Source organism: Stenotrophomonas sp. STEN009, from assembly GCF_056760395.1.
On record NZ_JBRRES010000003.1, the window covers coordinates 51,854 to 69,544 of the forward strand.

Here is a 17,691-nt window from a genome sequence, read left to right on the forward strand (position 1 = left end):
GTCCGGTAACCTGCTTGCCATGAAAGAACATTTCTCTCCATTCTGGAATGGCTTCATGGGCCGGTTTTCTGTGCTGGTGCTCATACCCGGCATTGCCCTGTTCACCCTCCCGGCATCAGCAGTAGCAGCTGAATTCCGGCATCCAGGGATTCTTAATGACCACGCCGGCCTTGAGACAACGCGCAGGTCACTGATGGCAGGCGACGCGGAGAAGTTGAGGATGCTTTCCGATATGAAGGCTTCTCCTCTTTCTGCACTCAATTACGATCCTTCGCCGGTGGCTGCAGTAGTCTGCGGTCCGCACTCCAAGCCGGACATTGGCTGCAAGGCCGAGGTTCGTGATGCGCAAGCTGCATATACCCAAGCGTTGCTATGGATCTACGAGCGAGACAATCGGCGGGCTCGCAATGCGATCAGGATCATGGATGCTTGGTCCGCGACTTTGACTGGAGGGCATCAAGGTAGCAATGCTCCGTTGCAGGCAGCATGGGCAGCACAGTTGTGGACACGTGCGGCAGAAATAATCAGGTATTCCGGCAGCGGTTGGTTGGAAAAAGACTCCCGTTATTTCGGCGGTTGGCTGCTCGCACAATATCTTCCTGATATTGATCGCATGGGTGCCTGTATGAATGGAAACTGGCAGGCCAGTGCAATTGATGCCAGGATGTCCATTGGTGTCTACACAGATCGTCGAGACATATACCAGCGTGCCGTCGCAGACTGGAACGCGCAACTTCCGGCTTATATCTATCTCCGCAGTGATGGTGCGATTCCAAGGCAGATGCCCGGTTGTGGTCGGCCGGTGCGGCAAGCGTGGTATGGCCAGAAGGTATTCAAATCCGGAATGGTTCAAGAAATGTGCCGTGACCTGCGCCACACTGCATTCGGCTTGGCGGCATATTTGAATGCGGCTGAGACAGATCGTATCCAAGGCGGTACGCTATATGCCTCTGGCAGGGAACGCCTTGGTGCAGCGCTGGAATTTGTTACTGAATATGGATCAGGCCAGCAGGTTCCTGCTTGGCTGTGCGGAGGAAAGTTGAAGTCCAATCTTGATGGAACGCTTGAAATTGGCTTCGCCCAACTGCACGGACGCATGGGTCTGCCCATGCCTAATACTCAACGATGGTTGCGAGATGAGGCGCCCTCGGCAGGGACAAAACACTTTCTTTGGGAATCAATGACCCATGGTAGCGAGGTGCGCGCCGCCAGGTCGCGAGTGGTTGAAAATAATGATTCTGTAGAGGATTGATGCCTCCGCTATTATCCCAGCCTTCTGTGGCTTTAGTCCTGAGCGGCCATGATGGGCAGGATCATGTCAGAGCCCTCCTGCACGATAGGGCGGCCCTCCTACGACCAATAGGCGACTGACAGTCCCCGCCGCGAGGCCGAGAATCGAGCCATCGAACCTGGGAGGGTAGGTGATGGCCTCGACGGCAGCAGTACAGGATGGCTGGATGGCGCGCGCAGCGCTGCGCTCGGCCTCCTGGGCGGAAAAGTGGTTCCCTGATGCCTACGTGTTCGCGGTGCTGGGCGTGGTCATCGTCGCCCTGGCAGCCATCGGCTTCGGTTCCACGCCGCAGACCACGGCCAGTGCCTTTGGCGATGGCTTCTGGAGCCTGATTCCGTTCACCATGCAGATGGCCTTCGTGGTGATCGGCGGTTATGCCGTGGCCACCGCGCCTGTGGTGGCGCGCTTCATCGAACTGCTGGCGCGGGTGCCGCGCACGGGGCGCGGTGCAGTGGTCTATGTAGGCCTGGTCAGCATGCTGGCTTCGCTGCTCAGCTGGGGCTTCTCGCTGGTGTTCGGCGGTCTGCTGGTGCGTGCATTGGCGCGCCGGACCGATCTACGCATGGACTACCGCGCAGCGGGTGCCTCCGCCTACCTCGGCCTGGGCGCGGTCTGGGCGATGGGCCTGAGTTCTTCGGCTGCGCAGCTGCAGGCGAACCCGGCCAGCATGCCGCCGGGGCTGGTGGAGATCACCGGCGTACTGCCCTTCACTGAAACCATCTTCCTGTGGCAGTCGATCGTGCTGACCGCGGCGTTGATCCTGGTGTCACTGCTGATTGCCTGGTTGACCGCACCGGCGGCTGGCAGTGCGCGCACCGCTGAATCGTTTCCCGGTGCGGCGCAGGCCGAGCCTGAGCCGCTGCAGCGCCGCACGCGCCCCGGCGAATGGCTCGAATACAGCCCACTGCTGACCGTGCTGCTCTCGTTGCTGGCCTTCGGATGGCTGTTCAACGAGTTCGCCAACAAGCCGGTGGTGACCGCAATCGCCAACCTCAATACCTACAACTTCCTGTTCATCTCGCTCGGCCTGCTGCTGCACTGGCGTCCACGCAGCTTCCTCAACGCGGTGGCCAAGGCGGTGCCCAGCACGACCGGTGTGCTGATCCAGTTCCCGCTGTATGGCGGCATCGCGATGATCCTCACCCACGCGGCCGGCGCCGATGGGCAGACGCTGGCGCACCGGCTGTCCAGTCTGTTCGTGCATATCGCCAGCACCGATACGTTCGCTCTGGTGATGGGCGTGTACTCGGCGGTCCTGGGCTTCTTCGTTCCCTCCGGCGGCGGCAAGTGGATCATCGAAGCACCGTACGTGATGCAGGCGGCGAACGAACTGAAGGCGCATCTGGGCTGGGCCGTGCAGGTGTACAACGCCGCCGAAGCACTGCCGAACCTGATCAATCCGTTCTGGATGCTGCCGCTGCTGGGCGTGCTGGGCCTGAAGGCCCGCGACATCGTCGGCTTCACCTTCATCCAGCTGCTGGTGCACATCCCGCTGGTGCTGGGCCTGCTGTGGTTGCTAGGCATGACGCTGGATTACGTGCCGCCTGTGATGCCATGAGGTGCTGCGCCCGCTGCGCGGCCGGGCCGGGCCGGCGCCGCTGAATAGGTCACAGCCTCTGCGGGCATGAGCACATGCCGAACCCGCATGAATCCTTCAGCCGCTTGCGGCACAAGGGGCCACGCCGGTTCATTCACGCGCATGCACATTTCTGTAGCTGCGTCACAACGCATGGTTAACCCACCGCTGCAGACGATGGCCGCAACCACCGCATTCCGCGAGTGGCACTGGAGACACCGCAATGGGCCAGCACAATCAGAACCAGCAGAACCAGCAGAACCAGAAGCAGCAGGATCAGCAGGATCAGCAGGGGCGCGGTCGCGATCAGCAGCAGCAACAGCAGCAGGAACAGCAGCAGCGCGGCCAGCGCAACCAGCAGCAGGGCGGGCAGGACGAGGAAGAGTGACCCTCGCGTCCCTGTCCAGCATCGCTTGAAGCCCCGCCTTGTGCGGGGCTTCTCATTCCAGTGTGCCGATCCGCTCCAGCACGGGCGCCGCCGACATGTCGTTGGGATTGGTACCCGGTACGCCCTGCGGTACGTCCATGCCCATGCTGCGGTAGAGGTCGATCCAATGCCGGGCGATCTTCCCGGTCTGCGGATTGCGGAAGTTCATCGGCTGCAGCGCGAATACATGGTGGGCACGGAAGGCACGTTCGATGAAGTCCGAGCAGTAGTAGCTGTCATCGTTCGGCACGTAGGAGGCGTTGTAGGGCCTTCCAAGCAGGGTACGCGCGGTGGCGACGGCGTCGCCGATGGCAGCGTTGTGCGGTGCGCGCAGGCGGTAGACCACGATCTGCCGCAGCCGGGCGCGCGCGTCCTGCTGGAACGTAGCCAACGTCTGCCGGCGCGAGCCCTTCTCGTCCGCATGCAGCACTTCCCAGCCCTGCGTGGTGGCGGCCACCAGACCCACATGATCGAAACCGGGATGAGCCTGCGTACCGGTCGCATCATCGATGGCAGCGCTCAGGCCACTGTCTCCTGCGGTGACGAACAGCAGGTCGCCCTCCTGGAGATCCACGGCCGTCGCCGCGGCAGCGGGCAACAACAGGGCGAACAACAGCAGGATGCGACGCATGGCGGGTCCGGCAACGGGAGGGTGCGCCATTGTAGGTTCCTGCACGGCACACGGCCCGTTCAGCCCCGCCGATGCGGTACGGCGCGTACCTCCCAGCCCAATTCCGCATCCCGCAGCTCGCCCGCGGGTACATCTCCCAGAAGCACCTGCAATCCCCGTGCGTTGGGCAGGTCCTTCTGTTCGGGGAACCAGCGCCGGTCGGCGGCAACGACGATCAGCAGGCCTTCGTCATCGCCCATCGGTGCGAACTGGGCCGAGGGCGCGCTGATCGGTTGCAGGCCGAAGCGCCCGGCGGCCTGCAGGCGCACCGAATCGACATCGTGGCTGGGCAGGCCGACTTCGCTCAGGCAGGTCATCTCACTGCCATGGAAGGCGCCCTCCTGCGGACTGCAGGGAAGCCGGCGCCGGCCGATCAGCTCCAGGATCAGTCCATCCGGGCCGGTGAAGTACACCGACTGCGATTGCCAGCTGCTTTCCAGCGCGAAGTAGTCCAGTCCTGCCGGGTTGCGCTGCAGCGGCGTACGCTCGCGCAGCCAGGTCATGGCGGCCGCGAAACGGTTGTCCGGCACGTTGAAGGCTAGGTGCACGCCGCCAACCGCGACGTCCTCGGCCAGCCGCAGCTCGATCGTGCTCCAGCCGATGTGGATGCGGTTGCCGCTGACCGGCAGCTGCAACACATCGCGGAAATAGGCCGCCACCCCGGTGACGTCGGATACCGGCAGGGTGAGATGCAACAGACGCATGGTCTCTCCGCCTCGAAGCGTGCGCTGACAGTGTAGTGGCACGGGCCTTCGCGCGCCGTCGTCATCCGTGCAACACGGCGTCGCGAAGCGCTATGGTCGCGGCTTCAGGGCGGCCTCGAAGAACCGCTGCGCCTCCGCCACGGCGCGTGCATGCGTCTGCGCTCTTGGCGTCTGGCTGCTGCACAGGGCGGGCAGTCGCTGCTGGCCCAGCGGCGTGCATTCGGACAGGAAGTCGTAGTGGCCGACACCGGGCAGGACATCCAGTCTCGCCTCCGTGATGGACGCCTTGGCGACCTCCGCGTTGGTGGCTGCAGGAGCGACCGTGTCCGCCGCGCCCTGGATGATCGACACCGGTTGCCGCAGCGCCTGCAACTGCTGGGGCGGGAACGCCTGCATGATCGCCGGTGCCATCAGGAACACGGCGCGCACCCCCGGGACCGGGCGGGCATCATCGGCGTGGGCCATCCACGGCGCCAGATCCGCTGCTGCCGCCGCGGCCTTGCGAGCCTCCAGGGTGTGCGACGGCGCCTCGCTCTGGGGCTGGCACACACCGTCATCCGGATGGGCTTCGCAGAAATCACGCAACCGCCGCAGGTCCGGTCGCGCCCCCGCCGCCAGCAGGGCCGTGTAGCCTCCGGCCGAGAAGCCCATTACACCGATCCGCTCCGCATCCACATGCTGCCCCAGCTTGGGATCGGCCTGCACGGCGGCCAATGCGGCGCGCAGATCATCCGCACGCAGCCAGCTCAGCATGCTGCCCTGCAGGGTCAATTCATCCATGCCGTTGTTGCCGGGATGGTCGACGGCGATCACCAGATAACCAGCGCGCGCCAACGCGGTGCCCAGCCAGCCCATCATGCGGGCGCCGCCGCCGTTGCCATGCGAGAGCAGCAAGGTCGGCAGGCGGCCACCGGCAATGGCGGCCTCCGGCGCCGCCTGGCCCACCACGAACAGCGGTGCATCGGGCGGACCGATACGCAGTGGCACTTCGCTGCTGCCCGCCATAGCCGGATACCAGACGGTGTAGCGAAGCGTATCGCGCTGCTGCGCGTCGCGTACCGCAGCGCTGGCCACGGTGGTCACCGCCTGGTGTTCGCCGGCCAGGCCACTGCCGGGGACGCCGGCGAGCGACACGGGGGCAATCAGGACCAGGCCCAGCAGCAGGTGCATCAAGCGCATCGCACGACTCCTTTCAGTGTGTTGCATTCATCAGGGGTGGGGGTCCACGGGCAGCCAGATCTCCACACCGCCATTGCCGCTGTGCTCGTCGAAGCGGGCGTCGTAGCGTTCCAGGTCCGGCGCCGCGGCAAGACTCAATCCGGAGGTGGGCAGATAGTGATCCAGCAACCAGAACCAGGTGGCGCGGATGGACGAGATGTGGCCGTCATGCCAGGCCACCAGATAGCGGCGCGCGGGAATCTGCAGGCGCTGCCAATGTGCTGGAATCGAGGTCAGCGCGGCGCTGGGCAATGCGGCCAGGTAGGTGAATCCGCCGTCGTCATCGCTGTCGTGGCATACACCAAAACTGACCGGTGCGGGTTTGGGCCACTCCCGGTTGAGCTGCGCCCATTGGCCAGGGATGGCGCCACTGCTGTGGCGGGTGTGGCGCATGCCGATTCCGGCCACCTGGAACGAAGGCGTGTCGAGCAGGCGCGGTGCCACGCTGCAGGCGGTGGGAACGTCGTCCACGCGCGCCGCCTGCACCAGGTCCAGATCCGCAGTGCCGGACTCGCGCACCCGTTCAGGGGTCTGCCCGAACTGCTCGCAGAAGGCACGGGTGAACGCGGCATGCGTGGAATAACCGGCGTCCATCGCCACCGGCAGGATTTCGTCGGCACCGTCGGCCAGCCGCTGCGCCGCCATGCTCAAGCGGCGGCCGCGCAGGTAGCGCATCACCGACGTGCCGGTGCGCGCGTGGAACAGACGCGACAGATGGAAGGGCGACAGGCCAGCGGCAGCCGCGATATCGGCCAACGCCAGCGGACGGCCCGCATGGGTTTCGATGTACCACAACGCCTTGCCTGCCGCGCTCATCCCGCCATCCCCGCTGCACTGTCCGGCACAGTAGCGGATCGGCTGCCGCTGCGCTTAGCAGTTCTTGCGCAGTGGATGGCTGACATGGGGGAGAGCACCGGGCCGCCGGTCGACTCCGGCAAAGTCCCCGGCCGGCCGGGAGAGCCGGCCCGCCGGGGATACCACACAACGCTTTACCACCTCACTTGGTTTCTTCCCACTGCACGACGTCGGGCTCGGCGGCGCGGATGCCGGCGGTCGACAGCAGTCGTGTGGTCGCGTCCAGTGCGGCGTTCACCGATGGGTACTCGACGATCGCACGGCCGGAGGCCTTGGACACCTTCACCACGGTGCCGCCGGTGGCCGTTGCCGCGCGCTGTGCGGAGGCTGCATCGGTGAAGAAGACCTTTACCCGGGAGGTGGCCACCACCGGCGCGCCGTCGCTGGAAATGGCGGCAGCGAACTTGCCGGCACCAGCATCCAGACGTGCAGCGGCACCGGTGCTGCTGGCCTCGGTGGAGCGCTTGCTGCGGGTACCGGTGGCGGGCGCCGGTGCGTCGGTCGAGGGCGTGATGCGGAACTCACCGCCCTTGGCCTGCTGCACGGTGGCCGACGGCGCCAGCTGGAAGCGGGTCGCGCCCACGTTGAACGCGCGGCCCGTGGCCCTTGCCTTCAGTTCCTGTGCGTCCACGGCAGACAGGCTCCGGGCTGTGGGGGCCTGGGTCGAGCTCTGCGCCCAGGTGGTAGAGGAGATCGCCGCGACGGCGAGGGTGGTCAACAGAATGGTCGTCTTCATCATCAGTGCCCCAGAACGCGGATCTTGAAGAATTCGAGGCTGCCGCGCGACGCTGCGTTCGCGGACTGCCCCATGTCGGTCACTTCCAGGGTCCAGGTGCCGTTGCCGGTCTCATCCAGGAAGGCGTTGCTGGACAGCAGGTCCCAATTGGTGAAGTTGCGCTGGATCGCCACGGAACCCGACAGGCCGGAGCCGATCGAGGTGAACGCCGGTTGCACCACGCTGCGCGTACCGCTGGGCGAAACCAGCACGAACTGCAGCTGACGGGTGTTGCTGTGATTCACCCGGAAGCCCAGCTGCACCGATTCGACGTTGCGTGCGACATTGGCCAGCTGCACCGTCAGCCGCGCTGCCGCAGCGGAGGTGTTGCCGATGGCGACCCGGCGCGTGGTGTTGCGCCATCCGCTGTCCACCAGCGGGCCCAGCGACTGGAAGTTCTCTGCAACCTGCACCGCGCGCGCTGCGTTGACCACGCCGAAGCCGTACCAGTTGCTGTAGGCCCGGTTTGCAGCGTTGACGGTCCAGCCCGGCACCAGCGTGCGTCCATCGGCGAGTGTCACGGCAGGCTGGTTCGGGTGGTTGCGGGTGGCCGTGGTGGCCAGGATGTACTTCACGTCGCGGTACGTCAGGTTGGGATTGGTTTCCAGCACCAGCGCCGCCACGCCCGACACCATCGGCGCCGAGGCCGAGGTGCCATTCATCTTGGCGGTGTAATTGCAGGTGCTGTCGACAGCGGACTGATTGCCGTCCAGTGTGTTGCGCAGGCTCGTGTTCTTGTTGCTGCCCTGCGCGCAGCCGGTGACATCGGTGGTGACGATGGCCGGATCGTAGCGGACGGCAGGCTGGCCCGGGACGACCTGCCGCTGCCAGCCGTACTCGCCACCGAATGCGGACACCCACAGCGCGGCACCGGTGGACGAATAGGACGAACGCACGCCGTCGGCGCGCACGGCGCCCACGGTGATCACATTGAACAGATTGTTGCGGGGGTCGCGGCCGGCAGGCACGCAGCCGGTGCCGCGGTTCTTGGTGTCGGTGGTGCAGACATCCTGCGTCTGGCTGATCGATGCGTTGTTGAAGTTGTTGCCGGCGGACTTCACGTAGATGCCGCCGCTGCCGCCGCGCGTGCCGGACAGGGCCTGCTCGTACGCGCGGATATCGTTCTCGCTGAACGCGAACGGCAGGTTCGGGTTGCCCGGGCCTGCGCCCCAGCTGTTGTTGAACACCTGCACGTCGGCGGCCTCGGCGCCGTCCCACCACGAGTACTCGATGTTGGCCGTCTGGCTGCCGCTTGCATCGGAGGCCAGTACGTTGAAGCCCTTCAGCGTGGCCGCCGGGGCCACGCCGCGCACGCCCACGCCGTTGGCGCCCACCGCGCCGGCAATGCCGCCGACCATGGTGCCGTGATTGTCCACATCCGGAGCGGAGGGGGAGGGGTTGTTGGAGTTGTTGGCAAAGTTCTTGCCCGCCACGGCTGCCACATTGGCGGCCAGGTCCGGGTGGGCGATCTGCAGGCCGTCGTCGACGATGCCGATGATCACCCCTTCGCCGCGGATGCCATTGCGGAACAGCCCATCCACGTTCAGATCATTGCCGGCAACCGGGCGCGTGTCGCCCTGTACGGCCTGTCCGGTGTTGAGCAGATGCCACTGGATCCCGGCCAACGGATCGGCCTGCTGGGCCTGGGCGGTCACGGCCAGGCTGCCCAGTACCAGGGCAGTGGCCAGGGCCAGCCGCGCGGAGCGCGGTGGCGCGGAGTGGTGCGTGTGTCGCTTCATACACGAATCCTTCTGTTGTGAATCGGCATGGCAGGACGGCGGGACGGAATTGCCCCATCGCAACGAGCCAAACGCGACACAACTGAGAACCCCCTACCTCTTCACGGCAGCAATCTGCAGATGTGCCGATTGCGTCACAAACACTCATGCCCCGCGGTAATGACGACTGCGCATTCCTGTTGTAAGGCCGAGCCTGGCCTCGTCGCAGAACCGAAGGCTCATCGCGCGCCTTCACCACCGACTGTGCTACCAAGGCCCCTGCACTTCCCCGCAATGGAGCAGGACGATGGTCAATCCGCTGGCCCAGGCCCATCGTGGCCTTGGCACGACGCTGTTCAGCCTGTTGAACCCGATCCCGTTCGGCTTCTTCGTCGGCGCCCTCATCTTCGATGCCATCTACCTCAACTCTGCCGAGGTGATGTGGGGCAAATCCGCGGCCTGGCTGATCACGTTCGGCCTGCTCATCGCCATCGTGCCGCGACTGATCAACCTGTTCGCCGTCTGGCGCCGGGGCAACACTGCCACGCGCATCGACCGCCTCGATTTCCTGCTCAATCTGGTGGCGGTCGCCCTGGCCATCTGGAACGCCTTCGTGCACAGCCGTGATGCGTATGCGGTGGCCGTTCCCGGCACGATCCTGTCGGCGCTGACCGTTGCACTGATCGGTCTTGGCCATGTCCTGTTGTCACTGCAGCCGCCGGTGCTGCAAGGAGGCCGTCATGGTTGATCGCATCGTGCCTGCTGCAGGCGGGCTGGTCCTGGCCGCAATCCTGTCGGCGTGTGCCGGCAAAGCCGAATATCACCCCAGCGAACAATCCGGTGCGCATCCGCCGCTGCCGGCGCCGGAGAACTACCTGATGCCGCCCATGCAGGTACCGCGCGGGGTGGGCTGGGCCGTTGGGCAGGCGCCGTCGGTGGCCGACGGACTGAAGATCGAGCGCATCGCTGCCAACCTGCAGCACCCGCGCCGCCTGCTGACCCTGCCCAATGGCGATGTGCTGGTGGTGGAAGGCAACGGTCCGGGCACCGAGCCGGTCACCACCCCCAAGCAATGGATTGCCGGCAAGGTAAAGGCGCGCTCGGGCAAGGCCGGCAAGGGAGGCAACCGGGTCACGCTGCTGCGGCGCGCGCCTGGCACTGCCACATGGAGCCAGCACGTCTACATCGAGGGCCTGCATTCGCCATTCGGCATCGCCCTGATCGGCGACACGCTGTACGTCGCCAACACCGACAACATCATGAAGTACCACTACGTGCCCGGCGAAACGCGCATGTCCGACAAGGGCAGCGAATTCACCGACCTCCCCAGCACCGTCAACCACCACTGGACCAAGGATCTGCTGGCCAGCCGCGATGGCAGCAAGCTGTACGTGGGCGTGGGCTCCAACAGCAACATCACCGAAAACGGCCTGGCCATCGAGTACCGGCGCGCGGTGGTGCTGGAGGTGGACGTGGCGACCAGCGGCAGCCGCATCTATGCCTCCGGCCTGCGCAACCCCACCGGCCTGGACTGGGAACCCAGCACCGGCAGGCTGTGGGCAGTGGTGAACGAGCGTGACGAGATCGGTGCCGACCTGGTGCCGGACTATCTCACCTCGGTACAGGAACATGGTTTCTACGGCTGGCCGTACAGCTACTACGGCCAGCATGTGGACGAGCGTGTGCAGCCGCAGCGGCCGGATCTGGTGGCCAAAGCGATCCGCCCGGACTACGCCATCGGTTCGCACGTGGCACCGTTGGGGCTGCTGTTCTATACCGGCCAGGCACTGCCGGCGAAGTACCACGGCGGCGCCTTCATCGGCGAACATGGCAGCTGGGACCGCTCTCCGCTGAGCGGCTATGAAGTGGTGTATGTGCCGTTCAAGGATGGCAGGCCGACGGGGCGTCCGCAGACCGTGGTCAGTGGCTTTGCCTCGGAGGACGAGACGACATTGAGGGGCGCACCGGTGGGCATGGCCATCGACAGCGAGGGCGCCCTGCTGGTGGCCGACGACGTCGGCGATGTGGTGTGGCGTGTGTCGGCCAGGTAGCTCTGCAGAGTCCAGCCATGCTCGACTGCTCTGGATCTGGCTTCTGTAGGGCCGAGCCCATGCTCGGCCTACGCGCGCAGCGCTGGGTTTCCGCGTACAGGTCGAAGAGCAGCCGAACGTGGGCTCGGCTCTACAGTTCCGTGGTACCGCTGCGGATCCCGCTGAACACCGATTCGGCCGCAAACCCGACGCCGCCCAGCAGCACGCCGAAGTACGCAACCGTGGCGACCAGGAAGGCATAGCCGGCCGCCACCGCCGCGCCATCACGCTGGATGAAGCCGATGGCGAAGGACATCAGGGCAAGTGCCGGCAGCGTGTTGCTGAAGGGAATCGGCCCGGCCGGCGCCATCAGCAGCAGCGTGGCCACGATCAGGGCCAGGTTGTTCAGGCGCATCATTCTCTTCGAGCGCACCATCACCGCCAGCCGCATCGGTCGCGACAGGCGCTCCATGCGGTGCACCCACTTCAGTGCGCGGCCAAGGTTGGCCTTCAGCTTGTCGGTGGCGATCTCGCGACGGGCCAGCTTCTGGGGCACCCACAGCGGGCGGTTGCGCACCCGGCTCAGGCCGATCAGCAGGATCGAGGCACCGAATACGGTACTCAGCCCGGGAATCGACACCGGAATGATGAAGATGGCCGAGAGCAGGATCACGATCAGCAGCAGGCCTTCATCGCCCAGCGCGCCGAGCAAGGTGCCGACGCTGACCTGGTCACCGGGCAGCTCGTCGATCATCTGCTCGATCTGCTGGGCCAAGGGGGCGCTGTCGTTGGTTTCGGGGGCACGGTAGGTCATGCGTCGCAAGCTTCTCCAGGGAAGGGCGGTCAACGGGCCGTCCTGCGGTGTGGGACGCACAGGCTCTGGCAGTATCCCGGCCAACGTGGGCAAAGAGGTGAACCGGGCATGAGGGGGTAAACTGGCGTGCCCCGCATGAGTTGAACGCAATGGACATGGGCCGCAGGCAATCGACCGTCGAACTGGTCGCCATCGACATGGATGGCACCCTGCTGGATCCCACCCACGCGCTCACCGCACGCGCCAAGCAGGCTATCGCGCAGGCGCGCGCGCTGGGCGTGCACATCGTGCTGACCAGCGGCCGCCCGGTCCCCGGCCTGGCGCCGTTCCTGCACGAACTGGGCATCGATGGCAACGACGACTACTGCATCGCCTGCAACGGCGGCCTGGTGCAGCGCATCGGCACGCGTGAAACGGTGGTCGAGTACCCGCTCAGCTTTGACGATTTCCTGTTCTGCGAGCAGGTGGCGCGCGAACTGGGCGTGCACTTCCAGGCGCTGGACAGCCAGCGCATGTACACGCCCAACCAGGACATCAGCTATTACACGGTGGCCGACTCGCACCTCTCGCGCATGCCGCTGTCGTACCGCCGAGTGGCCGACATGGATCCCACCATGTCCTTCATCAAGCTGATGATGATTGATGAGCCGGAGGTACTGGATGCGGCCATTGCGCGGTTGCCCAGTGAGCTGACCGAGCGTTTCGCGGTGCTGAAGAGCGCACCGTTCTTCCTGGAGGTGTTCGATCATCGTGCAGGCAAGGGCCCCAGCCTGCAGAAACTGGCGGAGCACCTGGGGATCGACCGTGCCAACGTCATGGCCATCGGCGACCAGGAGAACGACCTGACCATGCTGCAGTACGCCGGCACCAGCGTGGCGATGGGCAACGCGATCGATGCGGTGAAGGCCGTGGCGCGCTTCGAGACCACCACCAATGCCGACGAGGGCGTGGCACGCGCGATCGAGCGCTTCGTGCTGCGGTAGGGTCCGCGGCGGTAGGCCGTCTCCTGCGTCGACGCAAGGTTCACACAATGTTGCCGCGTCATGCTTCCTGGCATGGCCCAGTCCGATTCCGCCCAACCACCGATCCGTCCGGGCGTCCGAGCATGCCCGCGACCCGCGCCCTGCGCTGTGCCCGGGGTCGATCTCGACGCCGAATATCAGTTCTGGCAGGTCTATGAGCGTCTTGTCCGCCCCCTACCCGGCGGGGGCCTGCGGCGGGCCTGGCTGGTTCTGCAGGCGGTCTACCGCACCCGCCTGCGATTTCCTGCGGACACCCAGGAAGTCGCGCTCGCGCGGGTCATGTTCGGCAGCAATACCACTGCCGAGCGTTCGGCCGAACTGCAGGACCTCTACGGTCTCGTCAGTCGCCGTCTGGCAGCCGTCGCTGCCCGGGGTAGAGGTGCCTCGCGCAGCGGGGCAGGCGATCGCGCGAGGACCGGACCCCGCTGATGGCCCGCGGCATCCGGCGAAGACATCCAGCCCGGCGTGATACTCGGTGGTACTGACCTGGAACAGGCCCAGCAGTGAGTGGAACAGGTTGTCATGGCTGAACACCCGCGTAGCCGCATCGCGGCGCAGGCACACAGGATCCAGTTCTGCATGGGAGGCGAACTGCGCGGAGAACCACATGATCATGGGCACCTGGGTCTGCTCCTGTGGCGCGATGAGGTAGGGCGTTCCATGCAGGTACAGGCCGTGCTCGCCGAGTGACTCACCGTGGTCGGAAACGTAGATCAGGGCCACATCGCGGTCGTCCGAGTAGGACTGCAGCAGGTCGATCGCACTGCCGAGCATGCGATCGGTATAGACAAGCGTGTTGTCATACGTGTTGACCAGCGCTTCATTGCTGCACTTCTGGATCTGGTTGCTGTCGCAGGTTGGACTGAAGACACGGGCGTCTGCGGGGTATCGCTGGAAGTAGGTGGGGCCATGGCTGCCCAGCGGGTGCAGAACGACGAGGCCGTCGCCCTGCATGGCTTCGATGCGCGATGACAGCCCGTGAAGGAGGATTTCGTCAAGGCACGTGCCATCGTCGTTGGTACACAGGCTGTCGACCTTCAACTGTCCCATGTAATCCGTCGGCACCCGCGCACACACGCCCTTGCAGCCGCCATTGTTGTTGTCACGCCAGACCACGTCGACACCGGTCTTCCTCAGGATGTCGAGGACGTTCTCCTGCGACGCGGCCCTCTCCGCATCGAACCGTGTGCGCGGCATGGATGAGAACATGCACGGCAGGGAGATCGCGGTGGCGGTCCCACAGGACGATACGCTCTGGAAGCTGATGACGTTGTCCTTGCGCGACAGCATCGGGTTGGTGGGTCTGTCGTAGCCGTTGAGCTGGAAATTCCGGGATCGGGCGGTCTCCCCTACGACGAGGATCACCAGCCGGGGTCGGGGGCCCCGTGCACGCACGGCGTCGTCGGCCAATGTGCGCAGCGGCTGGAGACGGGCGCGGTGGCTGCTGCCGAGATGGCCATAGGTGTGCCGCACGATGTTCAGTGGCAGTACCTGTTCCCTCAGATAGCGGTTGTTCCGCAGCAGCGATGAATAGTCCTTGTAGAAGCCCAACGCAATGGTGACGAGCACCATCATCGTGGCAAGAACGTTTGCCAGCCACACCAGGGAGGATCGCAGCGGACGGCCGTGATTGCCCGTCCGCATGAGCAGCAGGATGCATGAGGGCAGCACGCCCAGCAGGAGGACGGACAGCACCAGCGGGAGCGAGAAGTAGGAAGCCATCTCGGCCTGATTGGTCTCCAGCACGTTCTGCACCATGCTTCTGTCGATCAGTACGCCGTAATGCAGCATGAAGTAGCTGGCGGCGCTGCTGACGATCAGCAGCAGCGCCAGAAGCGGCTTGCGCAGCAAGGGCAGCATCCCGACGGGTGTCAGCAGGAGGTTGAACAGGCAGAACAGCAGCAATGGCAACGAGCCGATGAACAGTGCGCTGCGAAAGCCATGGATCTCCACGATGGACCACAGGCTCTTCCAGAGGGCCATGTTGCCCGCCGTTGCGAAGAACGCGGCCGAGAGCCAGACAAGCGTTACCGGATGTGGCCGATGCCACGTGAAGCAATCGCGCACGTGCAGATCCTGCGGAGCCAGAGAGGCGCGCAGTATCTGGACGCGTTCATCAGGAAGTTGTCAGCTGCGGATGCGGACCCAGCAGGATCACCGCCCATACCAGCGCGACCATCACAAGCACCACGCTCTGCGCAGCGCTGCCCATGTCCTTGGCGTTCTTCGACAGGGGGTGGTACTCGAGCGAGATGCGATCGACCACCGCCTCGATGGCCGAGTTGAGCAGTTCAACCACGAGGCTCAGCAGGCTGACGGCCAGCATCACGGCACGCTCCACCGCGCTGATGTCCAGCACACAGGCCATCGTCATGAGCAGGCCGTGCAGGACAAGCAGTTGGCGGAATGCTGCCTCCCCGCGGAATGTGGCGATGAAACCGTCGCGTGAGTGAATCAGTGTGTGCAGGATGCGTCGGAATCCGGTTCTGCCGTGTCGGTACTTGCCGTCACCCTGCGGTGCGTGCTGCTGCATTGTTGACCTGCCTCTCCATGAAAAGGTGGCCAGAATGTGGCGGGCAATGTCAGCAAAGTGTCAGGCACGCGCTTGCGGCGAGGACAGGTGAAGCAGGAATCGGCACCCCTGAGCAGATGTCTCCACCTTCATCTGCCACCCAAGGTGCTCTACCACGCGCTGCACGATGGACAGCCCCAGCCCTTCGCCATCCTGGCGTGCGCTGGGAAGGAACCTGCTGAACTGGGCAGGGTCGATGGTCGGGGGCAGGCCCGGACCGGTGTCGGCGATGGCCAGCTCGCCCTCCCGCAGGGCGATGCGGACCTCGCCCTTGTCGGTGTACTGGCAGGCGTTGCGCAGCAGATTCCACACGACGCAATGCGCCAGCTCCGCATGGGTGACCACAGTGACCTCCTCTGGTGCATCCAGCCGCAGTGTCACGGGCTTCCCTGCGAGCCAGGGTGCACAGCGTGCCATGCACTCCTGGACAATGGCACGCAACGGGACGTCGGTCAGAGAAAGGCTCGCAGGGGATCTGGAGAGCAGCAGCAGGCAGGTCAGCTGGCGCTGCATCTCCTGTGTGGTCCGCAGGATGCGGTCGGCGCTGGGCAGCAGATGGCTGTCGGGCGGCAACTGGTGAAGCAGTGTCTCGGCCGCGCCAGCGATGATGGCCAAGGGCGTACGCAGCTCGTGGCTGGCGTCTCCGGCAAAGCACCGCTCGCGGTGCAGGAACCGCTCCAGCTCATCGCTATGCTGGGCAAAGGCACGCGCAAGAACGCCGATTTCGTCGCGCGCGTCCTGGTACGGGAACGGCTTGGATGTGCGCTGCACCGCCTCGGAAAGTCGGGTGATCGGAGCGATGACGTGGGCCGACGTCAGTCGCCCGATCCAGTAGGCGCACAGTACGCAGGTCAGGATGACCAGTGCGGCGAAGGCATTGATCAGGTGTTCAAGGTAGGCATAGTGCTCGCCGTCCTGGAGCAGGTAGTAGCGCTTGCCCTCGACGTCGAACACCCGCAGGTGCCACTCGTTGGGTGCGGGCTCGCCGTGGTAACCGGGACCATACTGGCGCAGCACGGTCGGCACGTTCTCCTCGTCATAGAGCTGACTGTCATGCGTGACCACGCGTGGTGATCCAAGGCGGATCGCATCCTCCAGCCTGCGTACCTCGCCATCCTGCGCCCGTGAGACCGCCGAGGCGCGTACCTCGTCATAGTCGACGAGCTCGACCACGGCGATGAAGCACATGGCTCCGGCCATCAGCAGCACGAAGGAGACCGTGATGCGCGTCCGCAGCGACATCCGTTGATAGATCGACGTCCACGCCGTCGGTCCTGTTGGCATGACCTACTCCGGTTGCCCGGGCGCGGGGTTGGAAAGACGCCAGCCTACGCTGTGTACCGTTGCGATGAGCGGGTAGTCGAAGCGCCGATCCACCTGCAGGCGCAACTCGTGGATATGCGTTCGCAACGCGCCACTGTCAGGCGGCTCGTCACCCCAGATCAGGTACTCCATCTCCTGCTTGCGCACGACGGCCGGCGCCGCCCGCACCAGTGAAACGAGCAGTTTGTGGGCCGTCGGCGTAAGGCTGATCGCCTTGCCGCACCGCCATGCCTGCGGCGAGCGCGTATCCACCTGCAGCTCCTGCCACGCGATCACCGTGTCCACCTGCCGGCCCTGGGCTCGACGTACCAGGGCCTTGATGCGGGCATCCAGCTCGGCCAGTGAGAACGGCTTGACCAGGTAATCATCCGCACCCAGGGCAAGGCCCTGCACCCGGTCGTCCACCTGGTCGCGCGCGGTGAGCATCAGGATCGGTATGGGGTTCTGGAACTCCTGCCGAAGCCTGTGGCACAGCGTCATCCCATCGAGGCGGGGCAGCATCAGGTCCAGCAGAACGGCGTCATAGTCGTTCTCCGTCGCGCGGCGCAGCCCGCTGGCGCCGTCCCGCGCATCGTCCAGCACGTAGCCCAGTGGTTCCAGGAACGCATACAGATTGGCTACCAGCTCGGGATTGTCTTCAATGATGAGCAGGCGTGTCATGGGCCGCGCGCATGAGGAGACATGAAGCCCGAACTT

General features: G+C 65.2%; 17 protein-coding genes. 6 read left to right on the plus strand and 11 right to left on the minus strand.

What is annotated here, in order from left to right:
• Positions 1–19: 19 nt before the first annotated feature.
• From ACVOMM_RS02200 to ACVOMM_RS02210, 3 genes are all read left to right on the plus strand, one after another.
• A complete protein-coding gene (locus ACVOMM_RS02200; protein ID WP_111187229.1) occupies positions 20–1,252 on the plus strand; it encodes an alginate lyase family protein in 1,233 nt (410 codons plus the stop codon).
• A gap of 172 nt (positions 1,253–1,424) precedes the next feature.
• On the plus strand, positions 1,425–2,849 hold the full coding sequence (locus ACVOMM_RS02205; RefSeq protein WP_193396040.1) for a short-chain fatty acid transporter: 1,425 nt from the start codon (positions 1,425–1,427) through the stop codon (positions 2,847–2,849).
• 241 nt (positions 2,850–3,090) lie between these two features.
• Positions 3,091–3,255 (plus strand): hypothetical protein, encoded by a 165-nt coding sequence (locus ACVOMM_RS02210; protein WP_180875603.1) that lies wholly within the window; start codon positions 3,091–3,093, stop codon positions 3,253–3,255.
• 52 nt (positions 3,256–3,307) lie between these two features.
• Here the strand turns inward: ACVOMM_RS02210 and ACVOMM_RS02215 are convergent, their stop codons facing one another.
• From ACVOMM_RS02215 to ACVOMM_RS02240, 6 genes are all read right to left on the minus strand, one after another.
• Positions 3,308–3,925, minus strand: a complete 618-nt coding sequence (locus ACVOMM_RS02215; RefSeq protein WP_065174334.1) for a YiiX/YebB-like N1pC/P60 family cysteine hydrolase — start codon at positions 3,923–3,925, stop codon at positions 3,308–3,310.
• A 59-nt stretch (positions 3,926–3,984) separates the two neighbouring features.
• Positions 3,985–4,668, minus strand: coding sequence for a VOC family protein (locus tag ACVOMM_RS02220; RefSeq protein WP_053518161.1), 684 nt, complete (start codon positions 4,666–4,668; stop codon positions 3,985–3,987).
• Between the two features lie 90 nt (positions 4,669–4,758).
• Complete coding sequence (locus ACVOMM_RS02225) at positions 4,759–5,847, minus strand: alpha/beta hydrolase family protein (protein ID WP_481525843.1); 1,089 nt, start codon at positions 5,845–5,847, stop codon at positions 4,759–4,761.
• A 30-nt stretch (positions 5,848–5,877) separates the two neighbouring features.
• Complete coding sequence (locus ACVOMM_RS02230) at positions 5,878–6,702, minus strand: AraC family transcriptional regulator (RefSeq protein ID WP_414487821.1); 825 nt, start codon at positions 6,700–6,702, stop codon at positions 5,878–5,880.
• Between the two features lie 181 nt (positions 6,703–6,883).
• Positions 6,884–7,480, minus strand: a complete 597-nt coding sequence (locus ACVOMM_RS02235; protein ID WP_481525844.1) for a S8 family serine peptidase — start codon at positions 7,478–7,480, stop codon at positions 6,884–6,886.
• Positions 7,480–9,255, minus strand: coding sequence for a S8 family serine peptidase (locus ACVOMM_RS02240; RefSeq protein WP_065174339.1), 1,776 nt, complete (start codon positions 9,253–9,255; stop codon positions 7,480–7,482). The genes ACVOMM_RS02235 and ACVOMM_RS02240 overlap by 1 nt, the downstream gene beginning before the upstream one ends.
• A 286-nt stretch (positions 9,256–9,541) precedes the next feature.
• Between ACVOMM_RS02240 and ACVOMM_RS02245 the strand changes: the two genes are divergently transcribed.
• On the plus strand, positions 9,542–9,982 hold the full coding sequence (locus ACVOMM_RS02245; RefSeq protein WP_053518153.1) for a DUF2231 domain-containing protein: 441 nt from the start codon (positions 9,542–9,544) through the stop codon (positions 9,980–9,982).
• The gene (locus ACVOMM_RS02250) at positions 9,975–11,285 is read left to right on the plus strand and encodes a PQQ-dependent sugar dehydrogenase (RefSeq protein WP_481525845.1); all 1,311 of its coding nucleotides are present in this window, start codon (positions 9,975–9,977) and stop codon (positions 11,283–11,285) included. Before ACVOMM_RS02245 ends, ACVOMM_RS02250 begins: the two co-directional genes overlap by 8 nt.
• Positions 11,286–11,415: 130 nt before the next feature.
• On the opposite strand, the gene ACVOMM_RS02255 is transcribed toward ACVOMM_RS02250, so the two are convergent.
• A complete protein-coding gene (locus ACVOMM_RS02255; protein WP_111187236.1) occupies positions 11,416–12,078 on the minus strand; it encodes an exopolysaccharide biosynthesis protein in 663 nt (220 codons plus the stop codon).
• A 149-nt stretch (positions 12,079–12,227) separates the two neighbouring features.
• Between ACVOMM_RS02255 and yidA the strand changes: the two genes are divergently transcribed.
• The gene (gene yidA / locus ACVOMM_RS02260) at positions 12,228–13,061 is read left to right on the plus strand and encodes a sugar-phosphatase (protein WP_065174342.1); all 834 of its coding nucleotides are present in this window, start codon (positions 12,228–12,230) and stop codon (positions 13,059–13,061) included.
• Between the two features lie 213 nt (positions 13,062–13,274).
• Here yidA and ACVOMM_RS02265 read toward each other — a convergent pair whose 3' ends face one another.
• The 4 genes from ACVOMM_RS02265 to ACVOMM_RS02280 are packed head-to-tail and all read right to left on the minus strand — an operon-like array spanning position 13,275 to position 17,655.
• Positions 13,275–15,167 (minus strand): phosphoethanolamine transferase, encoded by a 1,893-nt coding sequence (locus tag ACVOMM_RS02265; RefSeq protein WP_481525846.1) that lies wholly within the window; start codon positions 15,165–15,167, stop codon positions 13,275–13,277.
• A gap of 49 nt (positions 15,168–15,216) precedes the next feature.
• Positions 15,217–15,633 carry a diacylglycerol kinase gene (locus ACVOMM_RS02270; RefSeq protein WP_180875596.1) on the minus strand — a complete coding sequence of 139 codons (417 nt, stop codon included), beginning with the start codon at positions 15,631–15,633 and terminating at the stop codon, positions 15,217–15,219.
• 60 nt (positions 15,634–15,693) lie between these two features.
• Positions 15,694–16,956, minus strand: a complete 1,263-nt coding sequence (locus tag ACVOMM_RS02275; RefSeq protein ID WP_065181498.1) for a sensor histidine kinase — start codon at positions 16,954–16,956, stop codon at positions 15,694–15,696.
• A gap of 3 nt (positions 16,957–16,959) precedes the next feature.
• Positions 16,960–17,655 carry a response regulator transcription factor gene (locus tag ACVOMM_RS02280; RefSeq protein WP_053518144.1) on the minus strand — a complete coding sequence of 232 codons (696 nt, stop codon included), beginning with the start codon at positions 17,653–17,655 and terminating at the stop codon, positions 16,960–16,962.
• Positions 17,656–17,691 lie beyond the last annotated feature (36 nt).